This is a genomic window from Streptomyces sp. NPDC015242 (genome assembly GCF_043079125.1).
GTDB lineage: Bacteria > Actinomycetota > Actinomycetes > Streptomycetales > Streptomycetaceae > Streptomyces.
The window spans coordinates 146,417-168,717 of sequence record NZ_JBIBUF010000012.1; the positions used below are offsets into that span (position 1 = coordinate 146,417).

A 22,301-nucleotide genomic window follows, 5' to 3' on the forward strand; every position below is an offset into this window, starting at 1 on the left:
TCCTGCCCGAACCGGGCAGTCGTGACGTGGAGTTCACCGCGCATTCGCCCGGCCTGGGTAGGCGGCCCGGTCACGCATTCCGTCGTCGAACGCCCGGAGGAGCCCCGCGATGACCGAGACCAGCGTCCCCTTCCGCGCCGGCCGGGAGGGATACGCCAGCTTCCGCATCCCCGCCGTCGTCGCCACGGGCGGCGGCGCCCTGCTCGCCTTCTGCGAGGGCCGGGTCGGCTCCCGGGACGACTTCGGGAACATCGACATCGTCCTGAAGCGCTCCACGGACGGCGGCCGCACCTGGGGCCCGCTCCAGGTCGCCGCGCGCAACGGCGACGCCCTCGCCGGCAACCCGGCCCCCGTCGTCCTCGACACCGGCCGTGTCCTGCTGGTGCACGTGCGCAACGCCGCCCTGGCCACCGAGGACGCCATCCGGCGCGGCAAGGTGAGCGCGGCCGACGGGCGCCGCGTGTGGGTGCAGCACAGCGACGACGAGGGCCTGACGTGGTCGGCGCCGCGGGAGATCACCCAGGAGACCAAGAAGCCGCAGTGGCGCTGGTACGCCACCACCCCCGGCCACGCGATCCAGCTGAGCACCGGCCGGGTCGTCGTCCCCGCCAACCACTCCCTGCCGCCCACCGGCACCGACACCGGCACGGAGGGGAAGTGCAACGGGGGCCACTGCCTGCTCAGCGACGACGCCGGCGCCACCTGGCGGATCGGCTACGTCGACGACGACCCCGACGGCTACATCAACGCCAACGAGACCACCGCCGCCGAACTGCCCGACGGGCGCGTCTACTTCAACACCCGCAACGACTCCCCGTCGCCCGGCACCCGCGCCGACGCCCACTCCGCCGACAGCGGGCAGAGCCTGCTGAAGCCCTTCCGCCCGCAGGCGGGCCTGCCCGCCCCCGTGTGCCAGGCGAGCGTCCTCCAGCTCCGCGACCCCGACCTGCTGCTGTACTCCGGGCCGGCCGACCCGGGCTTCCGCGCCCTGATGACGATCCGCGCCTCCACCGACGGCGGCACCACCTGGCGCCCGGCCCACACCGTGGACGGACTGCCCGCCGCCTACTCCGACCTCGTCCGCGCCGACCGGGACACCGTGGGGCTGCTGTACGAGACCGGCGACTTCGGCGCCTACGAGACGATCACCTTCCGGCGGGTGCCGGTGGCGGCGCTGACCTGAGCCGGTCGGGGCGGGGCCGCGGTCGTAGAGTCGGGGCCATGACCTCTACCGACAGTGCTGCCACCGACAACGCCCAGAAGGCCCCCGCCAAGGACCCCTGGGACCTGCCCGACGTCTCCGGACTCGTCGTCGGGGTGCTCGGCGGGACCGGGCCGCAGGGCAAGGGCCTCGCCTACCGGCTCGCCAAGGCGGGGCAGAAGGTGATCATCGGCTCGCGGGCCGCCGACCGCGCGCAGGCCGCCGCCGAGGAGATCGGCCACGGCGTCGAGGGCGCCGACAACGCCGAGACCGCCCGCCGCAGCGACATCGTGATCGTCGCCGTGCCGTGGGACGGCCACGGCAAGACCCTGGAGTCCCTGCGCGAGGAACTGGCCGGCAAGCTCGTCGTCGACTGCGTCAACCCGCTCGGCTTCGACAAGAAGGGCGCCTACGCCCTCAAGCCCGAGGAGGGCAGCGCCGCCGAGCAGGCCGCGGCCCTGCTGCCGGACTCCCGGGTCACCGCCGCCTTCCACCACCTGTCGGCCGTGCTGCTGCAGGACCCGGAGATCGACGAGATCGACACCGACGTGATGGTGCTCGGCGAGGTCCGCGCCGACGTGGAGATCGTCCAGGCCCTCGCCGGGCGCATCCCCGGCATGCGCGGCATCTTCGCCGGACGGCTGCGCAACGCCCACCAGGTGGAGTCGCTGGTGGCGAACCTGATCTCGGTGAACCGCCGCTACAAGGCGCACGCGGGGCTCCGGGTCACGGACGTGTGAGCCGATGGGGGACACTGGACGGCACAGCAGTGCCCGAAGTGTCCCCCGACAGGAGTCGACCGAGATGCCCCGCCTTGCCCTCTACGCCCTGATCGTCTGCGTCCTCTCCGTGGCCGCGGCCGTCGTCTCCTTCACCCGGGGCAGCTTCCTGGGCATCGTGTGGGTGCTGCTGGCGGGCCTGTCGTCCAACATGTGCTGGTACTACTTCAAGCGCGCCCGGCAGCAGAAGTCCGTCACGGGCTGAGCGGTCACGGCGCGGCCGAGCAGAACTCGTTCGAGCCCTGCCAGAAGCGGTACAGCTCCTGCCCGCAGTACGTCTCGAAGTCGCTGATCCCGAGCGACTTCAGGATCGCGTCGACCACGTCGAAGAACACGCCGTTCACCGCGGGCAGCCACAGCAGCGCGAACACGAACAGCAGGCCGAACGGCGCGAACGGCTCGACCTGGCGCCGGACGTTGTACGACAGCCACGGCTCGATCACGCCGTAGCCGTCCAGGCCCGGCACCGGCAGGAAGTTCAGCAGCGCGGCCGTCACCTGCAGCAGCGCCAGGAACGCCAGCGCGAAGCGGAAGTCGCCCGGCACGCCGTCCAGCGCGTCCAGCCAGAACGGGGCCGTGCAGACCACGGCGAACAGCACGTTCGTCAGCGGGCCGGCGGCCGAGATCAGGCTGTGCTTCCAGCGCCCGCTGATCCGCCCGCGCTCGATGAACACGGCGCCGCCGGGCAGCCCGATCCCGCCCATGATCACGAAGATCACCGGCAGCACGATGCTGAGCAGCGCGTGCGTGTACTTCAGCGGGTTCAGGGTCAGATAGCCCTTCGCGCCGACCGAGATGTCGCCGCTGTGCAGGGCCGTGCGCGCGTGCGCGTACTCGTGCAGGCACAGCGAGACGATCCACGCCGCCGTCACGAACAGGAACACGGCGACCCCGGGCTGCTCGGCGAACCCGGTCCAGGTCGCCCATCCCGTGACCGCCGTGACGGACAGGATCCCGACGAAGACGGGACTGATCCGCCGCTCACTGTGGCGGCTGGTGGCGGTGGTCATGGGACTCCCTGCACTCTCGGACACGCGGTGGGACGCCCGACGGTACCCGGCGCGCGGGGAAAACGTCTCGCGCGGGGCGGCCGGTTCCGGGGAGGGTGGGTCCATGGGGTTCTGGCACGTGATCTACGAGGACCGGCAGATGGAGTGCTGCGGCACGCCGTTCGCGGTGGGGGACGAGGTGAGCCGGCCCCTGCTCTTCGAGGACCCGGACAGCGTGTTCGGTGGCGGCCGGCAGGACCGGCTCACCGAGGTCGGCGGGCCGGTGGAGGAGGTGGGTGGCGTCCGTGTGGTGCGGGCCGGGCCCGGCCTCACGGTCGCCCTGAGCACGGGCCTCGGCGACGACGAGGCCCGGCTGCCGGAGCGGGGGAGCCTGTTCCGGGCGGCCGGGCTGCTGTCCGCCGAGCGGCACGGCGCCCGCCGGCCCGAGGTCCGCGAGGTGCAGGTGCTGTCCCAGGCCTGCAGCGAGACCGCGCCCGGCTCGCGGACGTGGCAGCCGGTGGCCGGGGAGCGGCGGCTGCGGACGGTGGAGCGATGCCCGGGGTGGTTCGCGGAGGAGGAGACGGACCGAGGACGCCAGTGGAAGGAGTCCGGGGTCCTGGCGGCCCTGGACGTCCCGGACGGGGCGCCGCCGGTCCGCCCCCGCCGCGCCGCCGGACCGTCGTGACCGGCCTGCCGCGTCCGGAGAGAATGGACCCCGTGCACTACCGCATCCTCGGCACCACGCAGGCGATCCGCACCGACGGCACGGTCGTCCCGCTCGGCGGGGCGCGGTTGCGTGCGCTGCTGACCGTGCTCGCCCTCAGGGCGGGGCACACCGTACCCGCCGGGATGCTCGTGGACGAGGTGTGGGGCGGGGACCCGCCCGCCGACGCGGCCGGCGCGCTGCAGGCCCTGATCGGACGGCTGCGGCGGACGCTCGGGGCGGACGCGGTCGCCTCCGCCGAGGGCGGGTACCGGCTCGCCGCCGCGCCCGACGACGTCGACCTCCACCGGTTCGAGCGGCTCGCCGGTGACGGGCTGCGCGCCCTGGCCGACGGCGACCCCGCCAAGGCCGCCGTGGTGCTCGACGACGCGCTCGCCCTGTGGCGCGACCCCGCCCTCGCCGACCTGCCCGACCGCACCGCCGAGGCGGCCCGCAGCGAGGCCCGGCGCCTGGACGTGCTGCGCGCCCGCCACGGCGCCGCCCTCGCCCTCGGCCAGGCCGGGCAGGCGCTGCCGGAACTGACCGCCCTGTGCGACAGCCGCCCCCTGGACGAACCCCTCCAGGCGCTGCGCCTGCGGGCCCTGCGCGACGCCGGCCGCACCGCCGAGGCCCTCGCCGCCTACGACGGCGTACGCCGGCTCCTCGCCGACCGGCTGGGCACCGACCCGGGCCCGGAACTGCGCGCCCTGTACGCGGAGTTGCTGACCGCTCCGGACGGCGACGAGGGCCCGCCCGCCGCGTCCCCGGCCGCCCGAGCTGCGGCACCGGCGACGCCCCCGACGTCCCCCGCCGCCCCCGGCAACCTGCGCGCCCGCCTCACCTCGTTCATCGGCCGCGAGAGCGACATCGAGGCCATCCGCGGGGATCTCGCGACGGCCCGCCTGGTCACCCTGCTCGGCCCCGGCGGCGCCGGCAAGACCCGCCTGTCGCAGGAGGCCGCCGAGACCGTGCGGCACGCCATGCCCGGCGGGGTGTGGCTGGCCGAGCTCGCCCCGGTCGACGACCCCGCGGCCGTCCCGGAGGCCGTGCTCACGGCGGTCGGCGCCCGCGAGACCGTCCTGTACGGCGCGGGAGCCGAGGGCATCCGCGCCGCCGTCACCGACCGGCTCGACGACCCCGTCGAACGCCTCGCCGAGCACTGCTCGCGCCCCGGCATGCTGCTCATCCTGGACAACTGCGAGCACGTGGCCGACGCCGCCGCCCGGCTCACCGGGGAACTGCTGGAGCGCTGCCCCGGCCTGACCGTCCTCGCCACCAGCCGCGAACCCCTGGGCGTGCCCGGGGAGTTGGTGCGCCCCGTGGAGCCGCTGCCCGAGCCGGTCGCGCTGCGGCTGCTGGCCGAGCGGGGAGCGGCGGCCCGGCCCGGTTTCCGGATCGAGGACGACCCGGAGGCCTGCGCCGAGATCTGCCGGCGCCTGGACGGACTGCCCCTCGCCATCGAACTCGCCGCCGCCCGGCTGCGGATGCTCACCCCCCGCCAGATCGCCGACCGGCTCGACGACCGCTTCCGCCTGCTCACCTCCGGCAGCCGCACCCTCCTGCCCCGCCAGCAGACCCTCAGGGCCGTCGTCGACTGGTCCTGGGACCTGCTGGACGAGGACGAACGGGACGTCCTGCGGCGCCTGTCGGTGTTCGCCGGCGGCTGCGACCTGTCCGCCGCCGAGGCCGTGTGCGGACCGGTCGCCCTGGAGGCGCTCGGCTCGCTCGTCGACCGCTCCCTGGTGGTGGCCGCCCCGCCCGGCGATCCGGCCGACGGCGAGATGCGCTACCGGCTGCTGGAGACCGTCGCCGAGTACGCCGCCGAGCGGCTGGACGAGTCCGGGCAGCGCGCCGAGGCCGAGCGGGCCCACCTGACGTACTACCGCGAACTCGCCCGCACCACCGACCCGTTGCTGCGCGGCCCCGGCCAGCTCACCGCGATCCTCCGGCTGGAGCGGGAGTACGAGAACCTGCGCACCGCCCTGCGCCACGCCGTCGCCCTGCGCGACGAGCAGGAGGCGCTGTGCCTGGCGCTCTCCCTGGTCTGGTACTGGCAGATGCGCGACCTGCGCATCGAGGCCCGCAACTGGTGCCGCGAGGTCATGGCGCTCGGCCCGGACCCGTTCACCGAGCCGGTCCGCCCCGCCGTGCCCGTGTGGCAGCGCTGCACCGACGCCCCGCCGCCGATGACCGGCGAGGTCCTCCAGGAGGCCCGGCGCGGGGTCCATCTGGCCCACCTCGCCTGCATGGACACCGAACTGGAGGCCTGGCAGGACCCCCGGTCCCAGCGGAAACTGCGGGTCATCGCCCAGACCTACGAACCGGGCCTGCCGCAGAACTGCCGACTGCCCGGCCTGCTGTGGTTCTTCGCCGTGATGCTCACCGGCGACATGGACCGGCTGCGGACCATCGTGGACGCCTCCATCCGCACCTGCCGGGAGACCCCCGGGTTCGACTGGGAGCTGGCCTCCGGCCTGCAGATGCGGGCCAACTTCCTGGCCAACCGCACCGACTGGGCGGGCGACGCCGCCCGGGACGCGGACGAGTCACTGGCGATCTACCGCCGCCTCGGTGACGCCTGGGGGACCGCCGAGGCCCTCTCCGCCCGTGCCGAGGCCCGGGAGCGCGAGGGCGACTACGCGCGGGCCGCCGCCGACTACGAGGACGCCATCGCCCACGCCGAACAGGTCGGTGCCCGCGCCCAGGCGGCCGTCCTCGCCGCCCGGCTGGGCAGCGCGCTGCTGGAGGCGGGGGAGGGCGAGCGCGGTGAGCGGCTGCTGCGCGAGGTCATCAGGCAGCGCGAGGACTCGCACAGCGAGGCCATGCCCGCCGCCCGGCTCTTCCTGGCCGGCCGGCTCGGCATGACGGGCCGGGTCGCCGAGGCACGCGAGGAACTGCGGCGGCTGCGCCAGGACTTCCGGATCGCCCACTTCGTCGTCTTCGACGCGTTCATCCTCGGCACGGAGGCCTGGCTGGACGCGGTGGAGGGACGGCACGAGGAGTGCCTGGACCTCGTCCGCAAGACGCTGGCCCGGGCCGACGACCCCCTCGCGGCGGCCATCGCGCCCCATATGCGCTCGGGCTGCCTGATCATCGGCGCCTGGGCCCTGGCCTGCGTCGACGGCGGACGCCGAGCCGCGGACGCGGCCCGCTGCCTGGGCGCCTTCGACGCCCTGCTGCCGCGCGGGCACGTCGCCCAGCGGCAGGAGCGCCTCACCCGCGAGCGGGCGGAGTCGCACGCCCGGGAGGTGCTGGGCGGCGCGGCGTACGAGGCCGCGTACGCGGAGGGCGGCGGCCTGTCGCTGGAGGAGGCCGCCGCCCTGTTCTGACCACGGCCGCGCCGGCCCGGTCAGTTCTTCGTGCGGAACTTGTGGATCGCGATGGGCGCCATCACCGCCGTGATCGCCACCGACCAGCCCACGGTCATCCACAGGTCGTGCGCGACCGGGCCGCCCACCATCAGCCCCCGCGCGGCGTCGGCCAGCGAGGACAGCGGGTTGTAGTCGGTGAAGTTCTGCAGCCAGCCCGGCATCGACTGGGTCGGCGCGAAGATCGACGAGCCGAACTGCAGCGGCATCAGCACCAAGAAGCCCATGGCCTGCACGGACTGCGCGTTCTTCATGATCACGCCGAGCGTGAGGAAGATCCACATCAGGGCGGATCCGAAGAGTGCGGACAGCCCCACGGCGGCGAACAGGCCCGGCCAGTCCGTGATGTCGAAACCGACCAGCACGCCGACGATCATCAGGATCAGCGTCGCGATCAGCATGCGCACCATCTCGACCGCGATCTTGGCGAAGAGCACCGAGCCGCGGCCGATCGGCAGCGACCTGAAGCGGTCCATGACCCCGGTGTTGAAGTCCTGGTTGAAGCCGGTCCCCACCCCCTGGGCCATGTTCATGCCCATCATGGCCATCAGGCCGGGGACGATGTACTGCACGTACGCGTCCTGCCCGCCGCCGAGCGCCTGCCCGATCGACCCGCCGAAGACGTACACGAACAGCAGGGTGAACACGACCGGGAACAGCACGGCGTCGAACATCGACTCCGGGTCCTGGCGGATCCACAGCAGATTGCGGCGCACCAGCGCGCCGGTGTGCCGCACGTGGGCGCGCAGCGGGATACGGGCGTCCGGTTCGACGTGGGTGACGGCAGCCGCGCTCATACGGCGACCTCCTCGCGGGTGTCGGTGGGCACGGCGTCCTGCGGGGCACTGGCGCGGTGGCCGGTGAGGGACAGGAACACCTCGTCCAGGCTGGGCAGTTCGGTGGTGATGGAGGCGAGGGTGATGCCGCGCGCGGTGATCGCCCCGACCACGGCGGTCAGTTGCTCGTCGCTGAGCACCGGCACCAGCACGGCCCCGCGCTCGGTGTCCACGGTGGTGCCGGCCAGGCCGGTGATGCCGAGCTCGTCCAGCGCTCCCGCCAGGGGCCGCAGCTGCACCGGGTCCGCCGGACGCACGCGCAGCGTGCGCCCGCCGACCTTCGCCTTCAGCTCCTCGATGCCGCCGCCCGCGATGACCTTGCCCCGGTCCACGACGGTCAGCTCGGAGGCCAGTTGCTCGGCCTCCTCCATGTACTGGGTGGTCAGCAGGACGGTCACGCCCTCGCCGACCATGGCCTTCACCTCGTCCCACACCTCGTTGCGGGTGCGCGGGTCGAGTCCGGTGGTCGGCTCGTCGAGGAAGAGGACGGTGGGCCGCCCGATCATCGAGGCGGCCAGGTCGAGCCGCCGCCGCATGCCGCCGGAGTAGGTGCCGGCGGGCCGCTTGGCGGCCTCGGTGAGCGAGAACCGCTCCAGCAGCTCGTCGGCGCGGGCCCGGGCCTCCCTGCGGGGCAGGTCCAGCAGCCGTCCGATCAGGTACAGGTTCTCCCAGCCGGGCAGCTTCTCGTCGACGGAGGCGTACTGCCCGGTGAGCCCTATCACCCGCCGCAGCTGCCGCGGCTGCCGTACGACGTCGTACCCGGCCACGGTGGCCCGGCCGGAGTCGGGTTGCAGCAGGGTGGACAGGATCCGCACGAGGGTGGTCTTGCCGGCGCCGTTGGGCCCGAGCACCCCCATCACGGTGCCTTCCCGCACCTCCAGGTCGACCCCGTCGAGTGCCTTGGTCTCCCCGTAGTGCTTCACCAGCCCCCGCACGGAGACGGCCGTACCCGCGCCGCTGGAGTTGTCGTCGATTCGCGTCATGGGGACGACGGTGTCAGGCCGTACCGACAAACCACCGACAGACCGCTGACAGGGGCGCCCCGCCACCGACAGCTCTCCGACATGCCCCGTTCGCTGACCAGGACCCCGCACACGGAAACGGCAGCCCGCGGGCCACGAGCCCACGAGCTGCCGTGCGCCGGGAACGTCAGTGGCGTACCGCCTCCGCCTCCCGCGGGACATGGCTCGCCACGATCCGCTCGCGCCCGGCGGCCGGGGTGGCCCGGCGCCGGTCCACCACGGCGGCCAGCGCCGCGACCCCCAGCCCGAGGACGGCCAGGGCCGCGCCGGCCAGGGCCGGGGAGGTGGCTCCGAAGCCGGCGGCCAGGGCGAGGCCGCCGATCCAGGCGCCGCCCGCGTTGGCCAGGTTGAAGGCGGCCTGGTTGGCCGAGGACGCCAGGGACGGGGCCGAGGCGGCCTTCTCCATGACCATCAGCTGCAGCGGGGAGCCGGTGGCGAAGGCCGCCGTGCCGAGCAGGACCACCGCGACGGCGGCGGTGACCTCCGTGCGCATCAGCAGCGGGAACAGCGCCAGGACCGCCACCAGCGAGGCCAGGCCGCCGAAGAGGGTGCCCCGCAGGGAGTGGTCGGCCAGGCGGCCGCCGAGCAGGTTGCCGGCGGTGGCGCCGACGCCGAACAGCGCCAGCAGCAGGGTGACGCTGGCGTCGGCGAAGCCGGCGGCGTCCGTGAGCATCGGGGTGATGTAGCTGTAGGCCGCGAACAGGGCGCCGAAGCCCGCGACGGTCGTGCCGAGCGACAGCCAGACCGGGACCGAGCGCAGCGCGGCGAGTTCACCGCGCAGGCCCTGCGCGGTGGCGTGCTCGTGGTCGTGCGGGATGAGGAACGCGAGCGCGGCGATGGCGGCCAGGCCGATGGCGCTGACGCCGAGGAAGGTCGCCCGCCAGCCGAGCTGCTGGCCCATGAGGGTCGCGACCGGCACGCCCACGACGTTCGCGACCGTCAGGCCGAGGAACATCAGGGACACCGAGCGGGCCTTGCGTTCGGGGGCGACCATGTTCGTGGCGACCACGGCGCCCACGCCGAAGAAGGCGCCGTGGGGCAGTCCGCTCAGGAAGCGGGCGGCCAGCAGCCAGCCGTTGCCGGGCGCGAGGGCCGACAGGGCGTTGCCCACGACGAACAGCCCCATCAGCCCGATCAGGACCGTGCGGCGGGACATCCGGGCGGTGACCGCGGCCAGCAGCGGGGCGCCGATGACGACGCCGAGCGCGTACGCCGACACCAGGTGGCCGGCGCCGGGTATGGAGATGTTCAGGTCGTCCGCGACATCGGGCAGCAGCCCCATCATCACGAACTCGGTGGTGCCGATGCCGAAGGCACCCACGGCCAGGGCGAGCAGGGCCAGGGGCATGAAGGAACCTTTCGAGACTTGCTTGATGATCCGTACGTCGTATGTTCAAGTACGGAACAAAGTCTCGCAGGCGCACTATTCCACGAGGTGACGCCGAGGTTGCCGAACAGCGTCGAAACCGCTGTGACCTGCGGTTCTCAGGAACCGCTTGTGGCGACCCTCACACGCGCGGCGACGGGCAGGTGGTCGCTGCCGGTCTGCGGCAGGGTCCACGAGCTCTGCGGGTCCAGGCCCCGGACCATGATCTGGTCGATGCGCGCCATCGGGAACGACGCCGGCCAGCTGAACCCGAAACCGCTGCCCACCGCGCCCTGCGTGGAGCGCATCTGCGAGGTGACGGCGTTCAGGGCGCGGTCGTTCATCGTGCCGTTCAGATCGCCGAGCAGGACCACGTTCTCCAGCGGCTCGTGGGCGATGGCCTCGCCCAGGTAGTCGGCGCTGCGGTCGCGCTGCCGGGCCGTGAACCCGGCCTCCATCTTCACGCGCACCGACGGCAGATGGGCGACGTACACGGCGACCTGCCCGGCCGGCGCGGTCACGGTGGCGCGCATCGCGCGCGTCCAGCCCATGTCGAGGTCGACGGCCCGCACACCGCTGAGCGGGTACTTGCTCCACACGCCGACCGTGCCCTCCACCGCGTGGTAGCGGTACGTCGGCGCCAGCGCCTTCTCGTACGCCGGGACCGCGGCCGGGGACAGCTCCTCCAGGGCCAGCACGTCCGCGCCCGAGGCGGCCACGTCACGGGCGGTGCCGGACGGGTCGGGGTTCTCGGCGTTGACGTTGTGCGTGACCACGGTGAGGTCGCCGCCGCCGGCGGTCTTGTCGCTGAGCTGCCCGCCGAAGAGGTTGAACCAGACCACCGTCGGCGCGAGCACCGCGATCAGCGCCGTCGCCGACCTGCGCACCAGGGCGAGCAGGAGCAGCACCGGGACGAACAGCCCCAGCCAGGGCAGGAACGTCTCGATGAGGCTGCCCAGGTTGCCGATGGCGTTGGGGATCTGCGCGTGGAGCAGCATGATGACGGCCAGCAGCACCGCGCAGGCGGCCACGACCAGTCCGCGCCGCCAGATCCGTGGGTCGCCCCGCCAGCCGCTCAGCAGCCGGTCCAGCAGGCGCCGAAGCCGGGTTCCACGATGCTCGGGCCCCGAGCCGCCGCCGTCCGTCTCCGTCATGTACGCCTGCTGCGCCATACCGTCGCCTCACTACCTGCCGTGCACACCATCGCCCCCGTGTCCTTACGACCCTAGGGGATGATCCGTTCCGTTCCCGCCGTCCCGCGACGGCCGTACGGGGGCGAGGACGTTCGAGCCCGTCCGGCGAGTTCCGGCCGACGCCCCCGAAAGCGTGCTCTGTGACGAAACGCGCACACCGGGGCCGTCCTCACGTGGAACCGACGGGCGGTGAGCCCGCGGGGCGCAGGCCCTCCAGCAGCGTGTCGACGACCTGTTCGGCCAGGCCCTCCGGCAGGTCGGCGTCCGCGTGCAGCACCGAGCGCACCAGCAGCGGTCCCACGAACAGGTCGCTCAGCAGCTCCAGGTCGACGTCCGTGCGCAGTTCACCGTTCTCCTGGCCCCGGCGCAGCACGGCGAGGCCCAGACGGCGGCGCGGTTCGACGACGGTGGCGTGGTACGCCGCCCAGATCTTCGGGCTGCTCTTCATCTGGGCGTGGACGCTGTGCAGGATCGCCGAGGAGCGCTTGGCGAGCCCGCGCAGGCGCATCTGCTCCAGCAGCGCCACGAGGTCGTCGCGCACGGACGTGCCGGGCAGGGGCGGCTCGGCGGGCTCGGCGGCGCGCACGACGTCGACGAAGAGTTCCTCCTTGCCGCTCCAGCGGCGGTAGATGGTGGCCTTGCCGACCCCGGCGGTCCGGGCCACGCGCTCCACGGACAGCTCCGCGAGCGGCACGCCGTCCTCCAGGAGCTTCATCACGCCCTCGATGATGGCGCGCTCGACGGCCTCGCTTCTGGGGCGGCCCCTCTGGGGGCCGTCGTGCCGGGGCTGCCGTTCGGCAAGACTCACGTCGCGCGTCCTTTCTGGCCTGGGTGAGGCCGATTCTCCCGCAGGACTACGGCCGCGCGCCGGACAGCTCCCTGCGCTCCTCGCCCTGCGGGGCGGCCGGCTGCCTGCCGGGCAGGAACAGCGCCACGACGAGCGCGCCCACCAGCGCGACGCCCGCGCCCCACAGGGCGGTCACGTGCATCGCGTGCAGGAACGCGTCGTGAGCGGGAGCGACCAGGGCCTCGCCCCGCGGCCCCAGCTTCGCCGCGACGCCCAGGGTCGCCTCGATGGACTCGCCCGCGGTGTGCCGCAGGCCGGGCGGCAGGGCGCCGAGCCTGTCCTCGATGCCCGTGCGGTACGCCGTCGACAGGACCGAGCCGAGGACGGCGATGCCGAGGGCGCCGCCGACCTGCCGGAAGGTGTTGCTGAGGGCGGAGGCCGAGCCGGCCTTCTCGCGGGGCAGGGCCTGCATGATGACGACGCTGACCGGCGTCATGATGTGCGCCATGCCGGTGCCCATCAGGAAGAAGACGACCTCCAGGACCCAGATGGGGGTGCCGGCGTCCAGGGTGGCAAAGGCGGCCAGCATGGCGGCGATGACCAGCAGACCCGCGGTCGTCGTGGCCTTGTTGCCGAACCGGTCGACCAGCAGCCGGGCGCGCGGCGCGAAGATCATCTGGGCGGCGGCCAGCGGCAGCATCAGCAGACCGGTCTCCAGCGGCGAGTAGCCGCGCACGCTCTGCGTGTAGAAGACGGAGAAGAAGGTCACGCCCATCAGCGCGAAGAACACCAGCGCGATGGCGGCGACGGCGGCCGAGAAGACCTTGTTCTTGAAGTACGTGACGTCGATGGACGGATGGGTGCTGCGCTTCTCGAACACCACGAAGGCGACGAGCACGGCGAGACCGGCACCGATGGTCGCCAGCACGGTGACGTCCGTGAAGTCGGCGAGCTGCCCGCCCTTGATGATGCCGTAGACGAGCAGCACCAGGCCGGCGACCGACAGGACCACGCCGACCGGGTCGAGCCGGCCCGGCTCCGGGTCGCGGGAGTCGGGGACCAGCCACAGCATCAGGCCGAGGGCGAGCAGCACGATCGGCACGTTGATGAGGAAGACCGAGCCCCACCAGAAGTGGTCGAGCAGCACGCCGCCGGTGATCGGGCCGATGGCGATGGCGAGGCCGACACCGCCCGCCCAGATGCCGATGGCCTTGGGCTGCTCCTCGCGTTCGAAGACGTTCATGAGGACGGCGAGGGTGGCCGGCATCACGAAGGCGGCGCCCAGGCCCATCACGGCACGGAAGGTGACGAGCTCGCCGGGCGAGCCGGAGAACGCGGCGAACGCCGAGCCGACGCCGAACACGGCGAGCCCGCCGAGCAGCACCTTCTTGCGGCCGAGCCGGTCACCGAGGAGCCCCGCGGTGAACAGCAGGCCGGCGAAGACCAGGGTGTAGGCGTTGATCGCCCACTCCAGCTCGCTCTGCGTGGCGCCCAGGCCGGTCGGGGCCGGGGTGGAGATCGTCTTGACGGCGACGTTCAGGATCGAGTTGTCCAGGACGACGATCAGCAGGCTCAGCATCAGCACGCCGAGGATCGCCCAGCGGCGCCGGTGCACCGCTTCCGGTATGCGGCGGCCGGTGGGGGCGGCGCCGTCGGCAGGTGTGGTCATGCCGTCGAGCGTAGGCGCATTCCGATACGAGACCGTCTCGTATTGGAATACTCTTACCGAGCTCTCACGGGCGCGGGGCACCCGGAACCGGAACTCACAGGGGGTCCCCTGGCCCTCGGTGGCACGAGGTGCCACCATGGACGTGGTCCGGGGACGCCGTCAGGGCGCCTCGAGATGACGTGTTAGGAGCCGTGCCATGACGCAGCTTCCGGCTGCCCAGACTGCGACGAAGCCCTCCGACGGCGGCAAGACGCTGTACGGGGGCAAGGGCACTCGCCGCATCACCGTGCGCGACATCGCCGCCGCCAAGGAGCGGGGCGAGAAGTGGCCCATGCTCACCGCCTACGACGCGATGACCGCGTCCGTCTTCGACGAGGCCGGCATCCCGGTCATGCTCGTCGGCGACTCGGCGGGCAACTGCCACCTGGGGTACGAGACCACCGTGCCCGTGACCCTCGACGAGATGACCATGCTGTCGGCGGCGGTCGTGCGGGGCACCTCGCGCGCCCTGATCGTCGGTGACCTGCCCTTCGGCTCGTACCAGGAGGGCCCGGTGCAGGCGCTGCGCTCGGCGACCCGGCTGGTGAAGGAGGCCGGCGTACAGGCCGTGAAGCTGGAAGGGGGCGAGCGCTCGCACGAGCAGATCCGGCTGCTCGTCGAGTCCGGCATCCCGGTCATGGCCCACATCGGGCTGACCCCGCAGTCCGTCAACGCGATGGGCTACCGCGTGCAGGGGCGGGGCGAGGAGGCGGCCCAGCAACTGCTGCGGGACGCGAAGGCCGTGCAGGACGCGGGCGCGTTCGCCGTCGTGCTGGAACTGGTTCCCGCGGAGCTCGCGGCCGAGGTGACGCGGGTGCTGCACATCCCGACCGTCGGGATCGGTGCGGGCCCCGAGACGGACGCGCAGGTGCTGGTGTGGACCGACATGCTGGGTCTGACCGGCGGGCGCGTGCCGAAGTTCGTGAAGCAGTACGCGAACCTGCGTGAGGTCATGGGGAACGCGGCCAGGGCCTTCGCCGAGGACGTGGTCGGCGGAACGTTCCCGCAGGAGGAACACTCCGTCCACTGAGCCACTGCGGTACCACGCGGCCCCGCCGATCTTCCCCCGTCGGCGGGGCCGTTCCGTTCCCGGCGCCCGGGCTCCGCGGGGCTACTCCGGCTGCGTCGCGATCTGGATCAGGTTGCCGCAGGTGTCGTCGAAGACGGCCGTGGTGACCGGGCCCATCTCCAGGGGCTCCTGGGTGAAGCGGACGCCGAGGGCGCGCAGGCGCTCGTACTCGGCGTGCACGTCGGCGACGGCGAACTGCATCAGCGGGATGCCGTCGGCGATCAGGGCGTCGCGGTAGGGCTTGACGGCGGGGTGGCCGGCGGGCTCCAGCAGGAGTTCCGTGCCGCCCGGCTCCTCCGGGGAGACGACCGTCAGCCACCGGTCCTGCTCGCCGACCGGGACGTCGTACTTCTTCACGAAGCCGAGGATCTCGGTGTAGAAGCGCAGGGCCTTGGCCTGGTCGTCGACGAAGATGCTGGTCAGGTGGATCTTCACGGGGTGCTCTCTTCCGGTCGGGAGGGGTCGGGCGCGGGCCATCGCTCGGTGATGTGCCGCAGCGGGGCCGTGTTCAGGTCGTGGAACTTGTAGCGGCCCTCCCGCCGGGTCTCGACCAGCCCGGCGGCCTCCAGCACCGCGAGGTGCTGCGAGACCGCCTGGCGCGAGATGCCGAGCCGGTGCTTCATGCTCAGCCGCGAGCAGATCTCGAACAGGGTCTGCCCGGACTTCTCCGCGAGCTCGTCGAGGATGGTGCGGCGGGTGGGGTCGGCCAAGGCTTTGAAGAGGTCATCGGCCACGCCCTCAGAATAGGCAAGTGTTCACTTGCCTATCAAGTCCCCCCGCCGTCCCCCGTCAGACCGACTCGCGCCACCCGTTCGTGATCGGCAGGCGCCGGTCCTTCCCGAAGCCCTTCGCCGAGATCTTCGTCCCCGGCGGGTACTGGCGCCGCTTGTACTCGGCCGTGTCCACCATGCGCAGCGTCTTCACGACCAGCTCGCGGTCGAAGCCGGCCGCGACGATCTCGTCCGCGCCGCGGTCCCGGTCGACGTACAGCTCCAGGATCGCGTCGAGCACCGGGTAGTCGGGCAGCGAGTCCGTGTCCACCTGACCGGGGCGCAGTTCCGCGCTCGGCGGCTTGGTGATGGAGTTCTCCGGGATCGGCGGGGTCTGGCCCCGCTCCCGGGCGGCGCGGTTGCGCCACTCCGCCAGCCGGAAGATCGACGTCTTGTACACGTCCTTGATGGGGCCGTACGCGCCGACGGAGTCGCCGTAGAGCGTGGAGTAGCCGACTGCCAGCTCCGACTTGTTGCCCGGCGCCAGGACGATGTGGCCCTCCTGGTTGGAGATCGCCATCAGCAGCGTGCCGCGCAGGCGTGACTGGAGGTTCTCCTCCGCCAGGCCCGTCAGGCCCAGCGACCCCATGTAGGCGTCGAACATCGGCTCGATCGGGACCGTGCGGTAGTTCAGTCCCGTGCGGCGGGCCAGCTCGGCCGCGTCGTCCCTGGAGTGGTCCGAGGAGTACTTCGACGGCATCGACACGCCGTACACGTTCTCCGCGCCCAGCGCGTCGCAGGCGATCGCCGCGACCAGTGCCGAGTCGATACCGCCGGACAGGCCGATCAGCACGGACCGGAAGCCGTTCTTCGCGACGTACGCCCGCAGGCCCACGACCAGCGCCGAGTAGACCTCCTCGTCGTCGTCGAGACGGTCCGCGTAGCCGCCGGTCAGCTCGGGCTCGTAGGCCGGCAGCGGTTCCTCGGAGAGGACCACGCGGTCGATGCGCAGACCGTCGTCGACCACGCCCGTCGGGGCGTCCGCGGCGGCCGCCGGCAGGTCCAGGTCGAGCACCACGCAGCCCTCGGAGAACTGCGGGGCCCGCGCCACGACCTCGCCGTCCTTGTCCACGACGATCGAGTCGCCGTCGAAGACCAGCTCGTCCTGGCCGCCGATCATGGCCAGGTACGCCGTGGTGCAGCCGGCCTCCTGGGCCCGCTTGCGCACCAGCTCCAGACGCGTGTCGTCCTTGTCGCGCTCGTAGGGGGAGGCGTTGATCGACAGCAGCAGGCCCGCCTTCGCCGACCGGGCGGCGGGGACGCGGCCGCCGTCCTGCCACAGGTCCTCGCAGATGGCCAGGGCGACGTCCACCCCGTGCACGCGCAGCACCGGCATGCTGTCGCCGGGCACGAAGTAGCGGAACTCGTCGAAGACGCCGTAGTTCGGCAGGTGGTGCTTGGCGTAGCCGAGGACCACCTCACCGCCGTACAGCACCGCCCCCGCGTTCCGCGGCGCGCCGGCCGGCTGGCCGTACTTCGGCTGGGCGGTCTCACTGCGGTCGAGATAGCCGACGACCACCGGCAGCCGGCCGAAGCCCTCGTCGGCCAGACGGGCGGCGAGGCCGCGCAGCGCCGCCCGGGAGGCCTCGACGAAGGACGACCTGAGGGCCAGGTCCTCGACGGGATACCCGGTCAGCGCCATCTCGGGGAACGCCACGAGGTGCGCTCCCTGCTCGGCGGAGTGCCGGGTCCAGCGGACGATCGACTCGGCGTTCCCGGCGAGGTCGCCGACGCGCGAGTCGATCTGGTTCAGGGCGAGACGTAGTTGAGGCACGGGACCAGTGTAATCGTCAGAGCGACGCAATGGGGTGGTGTGGCCCATCGCACACCACCCATGTCGCTCGCCTACGCCCGGGGCCCGGCGCCCCGCGCCTTCAGCAGATCGGCCATGAGCCCGATCTCCGACTGCTGCGCGTCCACCATGCCCCGCGCGAGCCGCTTCTCCACCCCGACCGTGCACTTCTCCACGCAGCCGCGGGCCATGTGGATGCCGCCTCGGTGGTGGTCCGTCATGAGCTGCAGGTAGAAGACCTCGGCCTGCTTCCCGCTGAGCTCGCCGAGCTTCTTCAGCTCGCTGTTCGTCGCCATGCCCGGCATCAGCGCGCCGTCCTTGCCGGAGGCCATGCCGCCCATGTCCATCCAGGTCATCGGCGGCTCGCTCGACACCTTGGGCAGGCCCCACAGGTCGAGCCAGCCCAGCATCATGCCGCGCTGGTTGGCCTGCGTCTGCGCGATGTCGTAGGCGAGGCGGCGCACCTCCTCGTCCTTCGTGCGGTCGCGCACGATGTACGACATCTCCACGGCCTGCTGGTGGTGCACCGCCATGTCGCGCGCGAACCCGGCATCCGCGGACTCGGCGGAGGGGGTCGCGGTGCCGCCGTCGTCCCCGGCGACGGCGTAGGTGATCGCACCGGCCGCGACGAGCGCGGTCACGGCGGCACCGGCGACCAGACCCGCCTGCCTCACTGCGACAGCCCGTTGGTGCAGGCGGCACCCGGCTCGGGGGTCTGCTCGCCCTGGACGAACTTCTCGAAGAACTTGTCGACGTTCGGGTCGTCCGCGCCCGTCACCGTGCGCTGGTGGCCCCACGCCGAGAGCATGATCGGGTCCTTCTGGTCGTCCATCGGGCTCATCAGCGTGTACGGCGTCTTCTTCACCTTCGCCGCGAGCGCGTCGACGTCGGCCTTCTTCGCTGCCGCGTTGTACGTCACCCACACCGCGCCGTGCTCCAGCGAGTGCACGGCGTTGGTGTTGTTGATCTCCTTGGTGTAGACGTCGCCGTTGCAGTTCATCCACACCTGGTTGTGGTCGCCGCCGACCGGCGGCTGGGTGGCGTACTTCACGGCCTTGGTGACGTGGTTGCGGGCGAGCTCGCCCTCCCAGGTCTTCACGCCGTCCTTGCCGGTGACGAACTTGCCCTTGCCCGAGGAGTCGCTCGCCGCGGTGCCGCTGCCGTTGTCGGACTGGGACTGCACGAGCACCACGCCGCCTGCCACCAGTCCGCCGACGATCACGACGCTGGCCACGATGGTGAGGATCCGGTTGCGGCGCTCACGGGCCTGCTCGGCGCGCCGCATCTCCTCTATTCGCGCCTTGCGTTCCGTGTTGCTCTTCTTGGCGGAGCCCATGAGGTGTCCTTCGCGGGGAAAGTGGGACGGTCGGGTGGCCTGATCGTAATGGGGGAGCCGGGGCCACTCGTAGGGCGGCCGCGCGAAAGGGCCGAATCGATACGGCACCGACAGCTCCCCGACAGCTCGGGCCGGCGAGGCCCGGGCGCACCGGGCCGTGCGGACCCCGGGCGCACCGGGCCGTGCGGACCCCGGACGCCGGAATCGAGCCGCCCCGGGGGAGCGAAGCGGACCGGCCGTTACGCGGGCCGGTGCGAGCAGGCACTATGGGCGCAGGAGCAGTCCACCCGCCGTACGCGGGTCGTCCGGCCGCCGCCGGTCGGGCGATCATGGTCCGCAACGCGTACGAAATGGTGGTGTGGTGGGATGCTCAGGTGCCCGACCGCCTCCCGTGGTACGGAAGACAGGCGGCCTGACCAGCAAGGATGGGGAAGCGGAAGATGGACAAGCAGCAGGAGTTCGTGCTCCGGACACTGGAGGAGCGCGACATCCGGTTCGTACGCCTGTGGTTCACGGACGTGCTGGGCTTCCTCAAGTCCGTCGCCGTGGCCCCGGCCGAGCTGGAACAGGCCTTCGACGAGGGCATCGGCTTCGACGGCTCCGCGATCGAGGGCTTCGCCCGGGTCTACGAGTCCGACATGATCGCCAAGCCGGACCCGTCGACCTTCCAGATCCTGCCCTGGCGCGCGGAGGCCCCGGGCACGGCGCGCATGTTCTGCGACATCCTCATGCCGGACGGCTCCCCGTCCTTCGCCGACCCGCGCTACGTGCTCAAGCGCGCCCTGGCCCGGGCGAGCGACCTCGGCTTCACGTTCTACACGCACCCGGAGATCGAGTTCTTCCTGCTGAAGGACCGGCCCCTGGACGGCTCCCGTCCCACCCCGGCCGACAACTCCGGCTACTTCGACCACACCCCGACCAACGTCGGCATGGACTTCCGCCGCCAGGCGATCACGATGCTGGAGTCGATGGGCATCTCGGTGGAGTTCTCCCACCACGAGGGCGCGCCCGGCCAGCAGGAGATCGACCTGCGCTACGCCGACGCGCTCTCCACGGCCGACAACGTCATGACGTTCCGCCTGGTCATGAAGCAGGTGGCGCTGGAGCAGGGCGTGCACGCGACCTTCATGCCCAAGCCGTTCTCGGAGCACCCCGGCTCCGGCATGCACACCCACCTCTCCCTCTTCGAGGGCGACCGCAACGCGTTCTACGAGTCGGGCTCCGAGTACCAGCTGTCCAAGGTGGGCCGCTCCTTCATCGCGGGGCTGCTGCGGCACGCGGCGGAGATCTCCGCCGTCACCAACCAGTGGGTCAACTCCTACAAGCGCATCTGGGGCGGCGCGGAGCGCACGGCCGGCGCGGGCGGCGAGGCCCCGTCGTACATCTGCTGGGGCCACAACAACCGCTCGGCGCTGGTCCGCGTGCCGATGTACAAGCCCGGCAAGACGGGCTCGGCCCGCGTCGAGGTCCGCTCCCTCGACTCCGGCGCGAACCCCTACCTCGCCTACGCGGTCCTGCTCGCCGCCGGCCTCAAGGGCATCGAGGAGGGCTACGAGCTCCCGCCGGGCGCGGAGGACGACGTCTGGGCCCTGTCCGACGCGGAGCGCCGCGCGATGGGCATCGAGCCCCTTCCGCAGAACCTGGGCGAGGCGCTGACCCTGATGGAACGCAGCGACCTGGTCGCCGAGACGCTCGGAGAGCACGTCTTCGACTTCTTCCTGCGCAACAAGCGGCAGGAGTGGGAGGAGTACCGCTCGGAGGTCACGGCGTTCGAGCTGCGGAAGAACCTTCCGGCGCTGTAGTACGAAACGTCCCGGTGAGGCCGGCGGCCGTGGGCCGTCGGCCTCGTTTCACCGCGACGCCGTCCGGGACACCGGTTCCCACGCGAACCCGTCCGGGTCCGTGAACGCCCCCGTGTCGGCACCGATGACGAGCCGGTGGGAGCCCGTGCCCTCGGGGGAGACGCCGGCCACCTTCGCCAGGCCGCGGCGCTTGTACAGCGACAGCTTCACGGGGCCCGGCCCGGTCTCGAACTCGACGTACTTGCCGCCGAAGCTCTTCGCCACCGGCAGGCCGTGCTCGACATAGAACCGCTTGCTCGCCTTCACGTCCTCGACGCCGAGCAGCAGCACGATCTCGTCGAACTCCCGTGCGGCCGGGCCGCTGTCCTTCTTCGACGACGAGGCGAGCTGCCAGATCGTGCCGTCCGGGGCCCGCACCACGCCGCCGTGGCCCCACAGGGACTTCGCGGCGGGCTTCAGCACCGTGGCGCCGGCCGTCACGGCCGCCTCGAACAGGGCGTCGACGTTGCCCGGCTGCGAGGTCACGAGGGACAGCGTGAAGCCGCGGAAGCCTGCCGTCGGCGCCTGCGCGGCCCGCAGGCGCACCTGTCCGGCCAGGCCGAAGGCGGTGGTGCAGAAGCGTTCGGCGGCGCTGGGGTCGTCCACCTCGAGGGTGACGCATGCGATGGAGGTCATGGCCACGACGCTAGTCGCGGCCCGGGCTCCCGGCTTCTCGATTCCTGACCGGTCCGGTCGCTCCCCCCCCCGCCGGGCCCGGTCAGGTCTCGCGCTGGCCCTTCTGCTTCGCCAGCAGCTCGTGCAGCGGTTCCGTCGCCCGCCTGCGGTACTCCTGCACCGCCCAGCCGTTGCCGTCCGGGTCCCGGAAGTGCATGAACGTGGCGCCGTCGTCCGGCGCGTACTGCACCGGCTCCGAGATGTCGAGCCCGCGGGCGACGAACTCGGCGTGGGCCGCCTTGATGTCCGCGACGCACAGCTGCAGGCCCTGGTAGGAGCCGGGGGCCGGGGTCGGGCCCGGGGTCATCTCCCACAGCGAGTCGCCGAGGGCGATCGAGCAGCCCGAACCCGGAGGGGTCAGCTGGACGATCCGCATCCCGGGCATGACCTCCTGGTCGATGTCCACGTGGAAGCCGACCTTGTCCCGGTAGAAGTCCCGGGCCCGGTCGATGTCGGTCACGGACAGCGGGATGACTTCGAGGGTGATGTCCACGGCGTGACTCCTTCGTCGGGCGGCATCGGCGCCGGACACCGGGCGCAGGGCGCACCGCCCTCACGCCACCGGTCCGGCGGAACGGCTCCCCCTCACCGAAGCCGAAAACCGTGCGCGGCGCCACCGAGTGGACGGCGGTGCACCCCACGCCGTGGCGGAAATGGCCCTCCCGTACCACGACGTGCCAGAGGTTGCCGTACTTCTCCTCCGTCCCGCGGCCAGTCCTCGTGGCCGGGCGCCCTCGGTGGCACGCCGTGCGGGCGCCCGTCCGCCCGCCGGCCTCGCCGGCGCTTGTCCCGGGCCCTGCGGTTAGGCTCGAAGCCGTACGACCTTGATCCGGCGCGAGTCCGAGAAACAGTGTGAGGGAGGCCTG

Annotated in this window: 21 protein-coding genes; 7 read left to right on the top strand and 14 right to left on the bottom strand. The window is 72.4% G+C overall.

All coding sequences use genetic code 11. The annotated features are described in order from the left end of the window. The first annotated feature begins 109 nt into the window (after positions 1 to 109). Genes ACF07N_RS33635 through ACF07N_RS33645 form a run of 3 tightly spaced genes read left to right on the top strand, consistent with a single transcriptional unit; the run spans position 110 to position 2,185 of the window. Positions 110 to 1,183 (top strand): exo-alpha-sialidase, encoded by a 1,074-nt coding sequence (locus tag ACF07N_RS33635; protein WP_392120371.1) that lies wholly within the window; start codon positions 110 to 112, stop codon positions 1,181 to 1,183. Between the two features lie 38 nt (positions 1,184 to 1,221). After that, positions 1,222 to 1,941 carry an NADPH-dependent F420 reductase gene (gene npdG / locus ACF07N_RS33640; protein ID WP_362274026.1) on the top strand — a complete coding sequence of 240 codons (720 nt, stop codon included), beginning with the start codon at positions 1,222 to 1,224 and terminating at the stop codon, positions 1,939 to 1,941. Positions 1,942 to 1,945: 4 nt separating this feature from the next. Further along, on the top strand, positions 1,946 to 2,185 hold the full coding sequence (locus ACF07N_RS33645; protein ID WP_383340768.1) for a hypothetical protein: 240 nt from the start codon (positions 1,946 to 1,948) through the stop codon (positions 2,183 to 2,185). 4 nt (positions 2,186 to 2,189) lie between these two features. Here the strand turns inward: ACF07N_RS33645 and ACF07N_RS33650 are convergent, their stop codons facing one another. Beyond that, positions 2,190 to 2,990 carry a site-2 protease family protein gene (locus ACF07N_RS33650; RefSeq protein ID WP_392120374.1) on the bottom strand — a complete coding sequence of 267 codons (801 nt, stop codon included), beginning with the start codon at positions 2,988 to 2,990 and terminating at the stop codon, positions 2,190 to 2,192. Positions 2,991 to 3,093: 103 nt separating this feature from the next. Between ACF07N_RS33650 and ACF07N_RS33655 the strand changes: the two genes are divergently transcribed. Continuing rightward, positions 3,094 to 3,654 (top strand): DUF6578 domain-containing protein, encoded by a 561-nt coding sequence (locus tag ACF07N_RS33655; RefSeq protein WP_392120377.1) that lies wholly within the window; start codon positions 3,094 to 3,096, stop codon positions 3,652 to 3,654. Positions 3,655 to 3,677: 23 nt separating this feature from the next. Continuing rightward, positions 3,678 to 7,001 carry a BTAD domain-containing putative transcriptional regulator gene (locus tag ACF07N_RS33660; protein WP_392120379.1) on the top strand — a complete coding sequence of 1,108 codons (3,324 nt, stop codon included), beginning with the start codon at positions 3,678 to 3,680 and terminating at the stop codon, positions 6,999 to 7,001. A 20-nt stretch (positions 7,002 to 7,021) separates the two neighbouring features. Here the strand turns inward: ACF07N_RS33660 and ACF07N_RS33665 are convergent, their stop codons facing one another. The 6 genes from ACF07N_RS33665 to ACF07N_RS33690 form a co-directional block, all read right to left on the bottom strand. Beyond that, positions 7,022 to 7,837, bottom strand: a complete 816-nt coding sequence (locus ACF07N_RS33665) for an ABC transporter permease (protein ID WP_383323409.1) — start codon at positions 7,835 to 7,837, stop codon at positions 7,022 to 7,024. Next, positions 7,834 to 8,859, bottom strand: coding sequence for an ATP-binding cassette domain-containing protein (locus tag ACF07N_RS33670; RefSeq protein ID WP_392120382.1), 1,026 nt, complete (start codon positions 8,857 to 8,859; stop codon positions 7,834 to 7,836). The genes ACF07N_RS33665 and ACF07N_RS33670 overlap by 4 nt, the downstream gene beginning before the upstream one ends. A gap of 166 nt (positions 8,860 to 9,025) precedes the next feature. Beyond that, positions 9,026 to 10,246 carry an MFS transporter gene (locus ACF07N_RS33675; protein WP_383340780.1) on the bottom strand — a complete coding sequence of 407 codons (1,221 nt, stop codon included), beginning with the start codon at positions 10,244 to 10,246 and terminating at the stop codon, positions 9,026 to 9,028. A 137-nt stretch (positions 10,247 to 10,383) separates the two neighbouring features. Next, the gene (locus ACF07N_RS33680; protein WP_383323418.1) at positions 10,384 to 11,436 is read right to left on the bottom strand and encodes an endonuclease/exonuclease/phosphatase family protein; all 1,053 of its coding nucleotides are present in this window, start codon (positions 11,434 to 11,436) and stop codon (positions 10,384 to 10,386) included. Positions 11,437 to 11,626: 190 nt separating this feature from the next. Then, positions 11,627 to 12,265, bottom strand: a complete 639-nt coding sequence (locus tag ACF07N_RS33685) for a TetR/AcrR family transcriptional regulator (protein WP_392120386.1) — start codon at positions 12,263 to 12,265, stop codon at positions 11,627 to 11,629. Between the two features lie 46 nt (positions 12,266 to 12,311). After that, a complete protein-coding gene (locus ACF07N_RS33690) occupies positions 12,312 to 13,913 on the bottom strand; it encodes an MFS transporter (RefSeq protein WP_383323425.1) in 1,602 nt (533 codons plus the stop codon). Positions 13,914 to 14,109: 196 nt separating this feature from the next. Between ACF07N_RS33690 and panB the strand changes: the two genes are divergently transcribed. Continuing rightward, positions 14,110 to 14,982 carry a 3-methyl-2-oxobutanoate hydroxymethyltransferase gene (panB, locus tag ACF07N_RS33695; RefSeq protein ID WP_383323429.1) on the top strand — a complete coding sequence of 291 codons (873 nt, stop codon included), beginning with the start codon at positions 14,110 to 14,112 and terminating at the stop codon, positions 14,980 to 14,982. Between the two features lie 81 nt (positions 14,983 to 15,063). On the opposite strand, the gene ACF07N_RS33700 is transcribed toward panB, so the two are convergent. The 5 genes from ACF07N_RS33700 to ACF07N_RS33720 all read right to left on the bottom strand — a co-directional run bounded on the left by ACF07N_RS33700 (position 15,064) and on the right by ACF07N_RS33720 (position 18,919). After that, positions 15,064 to 15,456, bottom strand: coding sequence for a VOC family protein (locus tag ACF07N_RS33700; RefSeq protein ID WP_392120390.1), 393 nt, complete (start codon positions 15,454 to 15,456; stop codon positions 15,064 to 15,066). Continuing rightward, a complete protein-coding gene (locus tag ACF07N_RS33705; RefSeq protein WP_383323435.1) occupies positions 15,453 to 15,755 on the bottom strand; it encodes an ArsR/SmtB family transcription factor in 303 nt (100 codons plus the stop codon). The genes ACF07N_RS33700 and ACF07N_RS33705 overlap by 4 nt, the downstream gene beginning before the upstream one ends. A 55-nt stretch (positions 15,756 to 15,810) precedes the next feature. Then, positions 15,811 to 17,565 (bottom strand): NAD+ synthase, encoded by a 1,755-nt coding sequence (locus ACF07N_RS33710; RefSeq protein WP_392120393.1) that lies wholly within the window; start codon positions 17,563 to 17,565, stop codon positions 15,811 to 15,813. A gap of 71 nt (positions 17,566 to 17,636) precedes the next feature. Further along, positions 17,637 to 18,257, bottom strand: coding sequence for a DUF305 domain-containing protein (locus ACF07N_RS33715; protein ID WP_383323441.1), 621 nt, complete (start codon positions 18,255 to 18,257; stop codon positions 17,637 to 17,639). Then, positions 18,254 to 18,919, bottom strand: coding sequence for a DUF3105 domain-containing protein (locus ACF07N_RS33720; protein WP_392120396.1), 666 nt, complete (start codon positions 18,917 to 18,919; stop codon positions 18,254 to 18,256). The genes ACF07N_RS33715 and ACF07N_RS33720 overlap by 4 nt, the downstream gene beginning before the upstream one ends. 440 nt (positions 18,920 to 19,359) lie before the next feature. On the opposite strand from ACF07N_RS33720, the gene glnA reads away from it, so the two are divergent. After that, on the top strand, positions 19,360 to 20,721 hold the full coding sequence (gene glnA, locus ACF07N_RS33725; protein ID WP_114257364.1) for a type I glutamate--ammonia ligase: 1,362 nt from the start codon (positions 19,360 to 19,362) through the stop codon (positions 20,719 to 20,721). A gap of 48 nt (positions 20,722 to 20,769) precedes the next feature. Here the strand turns inward: glnA and ACF07N_RS33730 are convergent, their stop codons facing one another. Next, positions 20,770 to 21,396 (bottom strand): glyoxalase, encoded by a 627-nt coding sequence (locus tag ACF07N_RS33730; protein WP_392120399.1) that lies wholly within the window; start codon positions 21,394 to 21,396, stop codon positions 20,770 to 20,772. Between the two features lie 82 nt (positions 21,397 to 21,478). After that, on the bottom strand, positions 21,479 to 21,928 hold the full coding sequence (locus ACF07N_RS33735) for a VOC family protein (protein WP_392120402.1): 450 nt from the start codon (positions 21,926 to 21,928) through the stop codon (positions 21,479 to 21,481). Positions 21,929 to 22,301 lie beyond the last annotated feature (373 nt).

Bases quoted from the DNA above. Each gene is read 5' to 3' on its own strand.
- ACF07N_RS33675 (WP_383340780.1), bottom strand. From the start codon at position 10,246: ATGCCCCTGGCCCTGCTCGCCCTGGCCGTGGGTGCCTTCGGCATCGGC.
- ACF07N_RS33635 (WP_392120371.1), top strand. From the start codon at position 110: ATGACCGAGACCAGCGTCCCCTTCCGCGCCGGCCGGGAGGGATACGCC.
- ACF07N_RS33665 (WP_383323409.1), bottom strand. From the start codon at position 7,837: ATGAGCGCGGCTGCCGTCACCCACGTCGAACCGGACGCCCGTATCCCG.
- ACF07N_RS33650 (WP_392120374.1), bottom strand. From the start codon at position 2,990: ATGACCACCGCCACCAGCCGCCACAGTGAGCGGCGGATCAGTCCCGTC.
- ACF07N_RS33720 (WP_392120396.1), bottom strand. From the start codon at position 18,919: ATGGGCTCCGCCAAGAAGAGCAACACGGAACGCAAGGCGCGAATAGAG.
- ACF07N_RS33645 (WP_383340768.1), top strand. From the start codon at position 1,946: ATGGGGGACACTGGACGGCACAGCAGTGCCCGAAGTGTCCCCCGACAG.
- ACF07N_RS33660 (WP_392120379.1), top strand. From the start codon at position 3,678: ATGGACCCCGTGCACTACCGCATCCTCGGCACCACGCAGGCGATCCGC.
- ACF07N_RS33655 (WP_392120377.1), top strand. From the start codon at position 3,094: ATGGGGTTCTGGCACGTGATCTACGAGGACCGGCAGATGGAGTGCTGC.
- ACF07N_RS33730 (WP_392120399.1), bottom strand. From the start codon at position 21,396: ATGACCTCCATCGCATGCGTCACCCTCGAGGTGGACGACCCCAGCGCC.
- glnA (WP_114257364.1), top strand. From the start codon at position 19,360: ATGGACAAGCAGCAGGAGTTCGTGCTCCGGACACTGGAGGAGCGCGAC.
- ACF07N_RS33670 (WP_392120382.1), bottom strand. From the start codon at position 8,859: ATGACGCGAATCGACGACAACTCCAGCGGCGCGGGTACGGCCGTCTCC.
- panB (WP_383323429.1), top strand. From the start codon at position 14,110: ATGACGCAGCTTCCGGCTGCCCAGACTGCGACGAAGCCCTCCGACGGC.
- ACF07N_RS33690 (WP_383323425.1), bottom strand. From the start codon at position 13,913: ATGACCACACCTGCCGACGGCGCCGCCCCCACCGGCCGCCGCATACCG.
- ACF07N_RS33680 (WP_383323418.1), bottom strand. From the start codon at position 11,436: ATGGCGCAGCAGGCGTACATGACGGAGACGGACGGCGGCGGCTCGGGG.
- npdG (WP_362274026.1), top strand. From the start codon at position 1,222: ATGACCTCTACCGACAGTGCTGCCACCGACAACGCCCAGAAGGCCCCC.